The following is a 3,892-nucleotide window of genomic DNA, read 5'->3' on the forward strand; positions in this document are numbered from 1 at the left end:
TCGACGACGCGCTCGCGGAAGGTAATGCCGCGCCGCTCGGCATAGTGTTGCGCCGGGTCGATCTGCTCATAGTCGGATGCCATGTCTTTGGAGCGGTCGCGTGACAGCGTACGGACCAGCCGGTCGCGTGTGGCAAAGTCATCGCTGCCGTAGTGCAGATCCATGCCATCTCGATGGCGGGACAGGGCGACGTAGCTGCCGTGTGCATCCATGCCTGGCGTAGCAAGCACATGGGTGCGGTCAACCGTCATGCCCTGCGCCTTGTGAATGGTCGCGGCATAACCGTGGTCAATGTGGGCATAGTCTTTGAGGTCGAAGCGCACCGACCGACCGTCGTCGGTTTGAACCGTGATGCTTTGCACGCTGACCTCTTCGATCACACCGAGCGTTCCGTTCTTGACGCCGAGCCCGCGCTCGTTGCGCAGGAACATGATACGGTCGCCGGCGGCAAAGGCCCTTGCCCCGCGTTCCACTTCTACCTGTACATCGTCGCCGAGATCTCCAGCACCGCGCATGCGCTCGCGCGCTGCCTGGTTGAGCGCGAGCACTTCGTCGTTTGTGTGGGTGAGAATGATCCGGCTTGCCTCTGGCTCTGCCTGCCTGTCGCGATCCCAGCGCTCGACCAGATTGCTGCGAGCTTCGTCGCGCGTCGCGGCCTTATGCACCATCCTTTGCGCATCGTAGGCGCTGATCGCGGCGCCGATCTTGCCGGTCGCCAGATCGCGCGTGGCGTCACGCTGCCAGTCCTCTCGCTGCCTGCGCACCTGCCCGATTTCGACGCCACCATGACGCTCGTGGATCGAACGAAATGCGGCACCCGCTTCGATCGCCTGCAGCTGTTGGGGATCACCAACCAGCACGACTTTTGCGCCAACGTCCGCCGCATGGGAGAGCACGCGCTCCAACTGGCGCGTGCCGACCATGCCGGCCTCGTCGATCACCAGGACATCGCGCGCGGTAAGCAGATCGCGACCCTGTCCCCAACCATGTTCCATGCTGGCGATGGTGCGCGACGGGATGCCTGATCCGCCTTCCAGATTCTCGGCGGCAATGCCGGAGAGTGCGGCACCTCGAACCTCGTAGCCAGCCGCTGCCCATGCTTGGCGCGCAAAGCCCAGCATGGCGCTTTTGCCCGTTCCGGCATAGCCGACAACGACACCAAGACCGCGACCGTCGGTGATATGCGCAAGCGCATCGATCTGCTCGCCTGACAGGACAAGCCCGCGTTGCGCTGCCCGCGCCAAAGCTGCCTCGCGATGTGCGTCACTCACCGCGTGTCGCACGTCCAAATCGATACGCTCTGCCGCGCGATGAAGGCGCTGTTCGGTGTCGATCATCTGCCGGGTGGTGAAGCGATCTTCGCCGCGCCCGTCCTGGCCGAGTTCGACGAGATCGGGCGCGTTGCCGATCGCGCCCATCACTTCGTTGAACTGCTCAATTCCGTCGCTGTGCCGATGCGCGAACTTCGCGATGTCGCGGCGCGTGAAGGTCGATTGCTGGTGCGTGATGGCATCAAGCGCCACGGATGGATCGGCAATGATGCGCGCACCATTGTTGCGCGCGATCTCGCGATGCAGTTCGGCGCGATCTGCTTCAATGTGACCAGGGTCTGGGCCACTGCCCTCGATGCGCTGGGCTGGCGCACCGATCTGGGTTTGCGGCTCCAGGGCAATGCCCTGCGCTTCCAGACTGCGATGGTCGATGCGGGCGTCTATGTCGAGTTCGGCAAGGCACTCATTGGCGAGCTCCGCCCATCGCTCACGCCAGCGCTCGACCATCTGGGTAGCATTCCAGTCTCGAACCTTGGCACCAAAACCGTTCTCGTCCACGGCCCGCATGGTGAGCATGACATGAGCATGTGGCTTGGGACTGCCATCCTCTGCCCTGTCCCAATGCACATTAAGATCGGCGACTATGCCCCGGCTGACAAACTCGGACTGAACGAAGTCGCGCGCCAGTTCGATGCCTTGCGGCTGGCTGAGTTCACGCGGCAGGGCGAACTCGACCTCGCGGGCAAGCTGGGCATCCTTGCGTACCTCAAACGCCTCGACATCGTTCCACAGCCGTTCGCGATCGCGCCAGGCCTCCGGCGCATCTTCCGGCAGCATCACCTCGGAATGGACGACACCGCGTTTGGCCGAAAAATCATGGCTGCGGTCGATCCGCTCATCGCGCAGCCGCGAGGCGGAACGGTAGGCGGCCGACGCGACAGCGCTTGAGCCTGCCTTGCGGCCAATGACCTTGACGTGAAGATGATAGATCGCCATCGCGACCAGATCATTTGCACATCAAAGCGCACGTCGGCACGACGTATAAGCGCGCCCTCCCTCGAAAAATTCTCGGGATGGACCAGCCCGTCCCGGGCTGTCTCGGCTACCCTGAAGCCTTCCGGCACCTGCTTCCCTATCATTGCCTTATCGACATTTGATGGAGACAGCTATGCGTAAACCACGAGACTTCGACGCGGAACTGAAGGCGCTGGAAGGCAAGGCGCGAGAGCTCAAAACGCGAAAGGTGCAGCAGCTTGGCGAGCTGGTGATCGCCACCGGCGCCGATCAACTCAGCAGCGACGAACTGGCCGGCGCGCTGGTTGCAATCGCTGAGACGAACGACGTCGCAAAGCGTGAGGCATGGGCCAAGCGTGGGGTGATGTTTTTCGCTAGCCGGTCCCGGCGAATTGCTCCGGCATCTCAGCGCAACCCCAGCAGCGCTCCGGCGCAACCGGGCAGCCTGCAATCGCCGGCAAGCGGCACTGGCTCGACGTGACATGCGCACGTGGCAGATCGAGCGCCGCAAGCGAACCCGACATCTGATTGAACTCGGCGGTCTCGTCGTCAAGGCCGGCATCGTAGAGCTGACCAATGACGATCGCGCCATCATCTACGGCGCGCTGCTCTGGATAGCCGCCAAGCTGCAGAGCCTTGAAGGCGAGCCTGCGCGGGACCTATGGGCCGCGAGGGGAAAGCAGGCGTTCGATGACAAGCAAAAGCCAGCGAACTCAGGAGTGGGGTTGTGAACAGCGGGCGGTGTAAAAACGCGGGAGATCGTGACCCGCCCGCGCTGCGCTAACTGTCAATTGGCGGCGAGTCGTACCTATTGGTCGATCCAGCGCATCCGTCACGCCGTAGTTGACTATCGCGAAGGCATCCAGCTGGCGACAGTTTGGTGTCGACCCACACGAGAAATCAGTGCTGCACACCATTTGGCCGCTGCCGGCCACTACGATTGGGCCCGGCGAAAACTGCTGACCGGCTAGCCCGCAGACATTTTGCGATTCGTCAACAGTCTGGGCGCGAGAGAAGGTGGGCAGCAGCGCCACCGAAAGGAACCGAAGCAGATGTCGCATCATTTGAATACCTCGTAATGCGCGATAACTTTTTCTGCTTCACGGTGGTGGTCGGCGTTTGACTGATAAAAATGAATTTCGGTTTGATATACTGGCCATTGGCCGGTTCGGTGGCGGAAGAGATAAACGACTTCAGCTTCTATCGTTTCTATGTCGCTTCCGCTTCGCATCTCGGGATCACGTTGCCTAACCGGATCTATGTCGGCCCACACGTCGAGGTCGACCTTTGAACCTTCGTGCCGAAAGCGATAGCCATAGAACCCGCTTTCTCCGGTTGCCTTCCAACCGTTGCGAAGCCTGTCACCCATCGACCTGACAGTGGCGCCGACGTAAATCGGAACGTTGTCGCGAGAGAACACGTAGAGTTTTGGTTTGTTGCCAGAGCTATTGCCGGAAAACCGCGGCGTGCCTCGCTCACATATAATCGATGCCTTGCCCGGGGTGTACGTCACATTGAATCGTGCCGGTCCCTGCAGATTCATAGTTGCCTCCGAAGTTTGGCTTGTTCATAGCACTCGCGCTACACGCCCCCAACCCGCCCCCCCC

4 protein-coding genes are annotated in these 3,892 nt (G+C 61.6%); 2 read left to right on the forward strand and 2 right to left on the reverse strand.

Annotated features, from left to right (window positions below):
• Positions 1-2,267: Ti-type conjugative transfer relaxase TraA (gene traA, locus FJ941_RS28820; protein WP_140510994.1), on the reverse strand; the 2,267-nt coding region annotated here is incomplete at its 3' end.
• A 172-nt stretch (positions 2,268-2,439) separates the two neighbouring features.
• Here traA and FJ941_RS28825 point away from each other — a divergent pair.
• Together FJ941_RS28825 and FJ941_RS28830 are read left to right on the forward strand one after the other, a co-directional pair.
• The gene (locus tag FJ941_RS28825) at positions 2,440-2,766 is read left to right on the forward strand and encodes a conjugal transfer protein TraD (protein WP_140511000.1); all 327 of its coding nucleotides are present in this window, start codon (positions 2,440-2,442) and stop codon (positions 2,764-2,766) included.
• Position 2,767: 1 nt separating this feature from the next.
• Complete coding sequence (locus FJ941_RS28830) at positions 2,768-3,016, forward strand: conjugal transfer protein TraD (RefSeq protein ID WP_140510996.1); 249 nt, start codon at positions 2,768-2,770, stop codon at positions 3,014-3,016.
• A 329-nt stretch (positions 3,017-3,345) separates the two neighbouring features.
• Here the strand turns inward: FJ941_RS28830 and FJ941_RS28835 are convergent, their stop codons facing one another.
• On the reverse strand, positions 3,346-3,828 hold the full coding sequence (locus FJ941_RS28835; RefSeq protein ID WP_140510998.1) for a hypothetical protein: 483 nt from the start codon (positions 3,826-3,828) through the stop codon (positions 3,346-3,348).
• Positions 3,829-3,892: the final 64 nt, after the last annotated feature.

This window comes from Mesorhizobium sp. B2-3-13 (assembly GCF_006442195.1).
In the GTDB taxonomy this organism is placed as follows: Bacteria; Pseudomonadota; Alphaproteobacteria; order Rhizobiales; family Rhizobiaceae; genus Mesorhizobium; species Mesorhizobium salmacidum.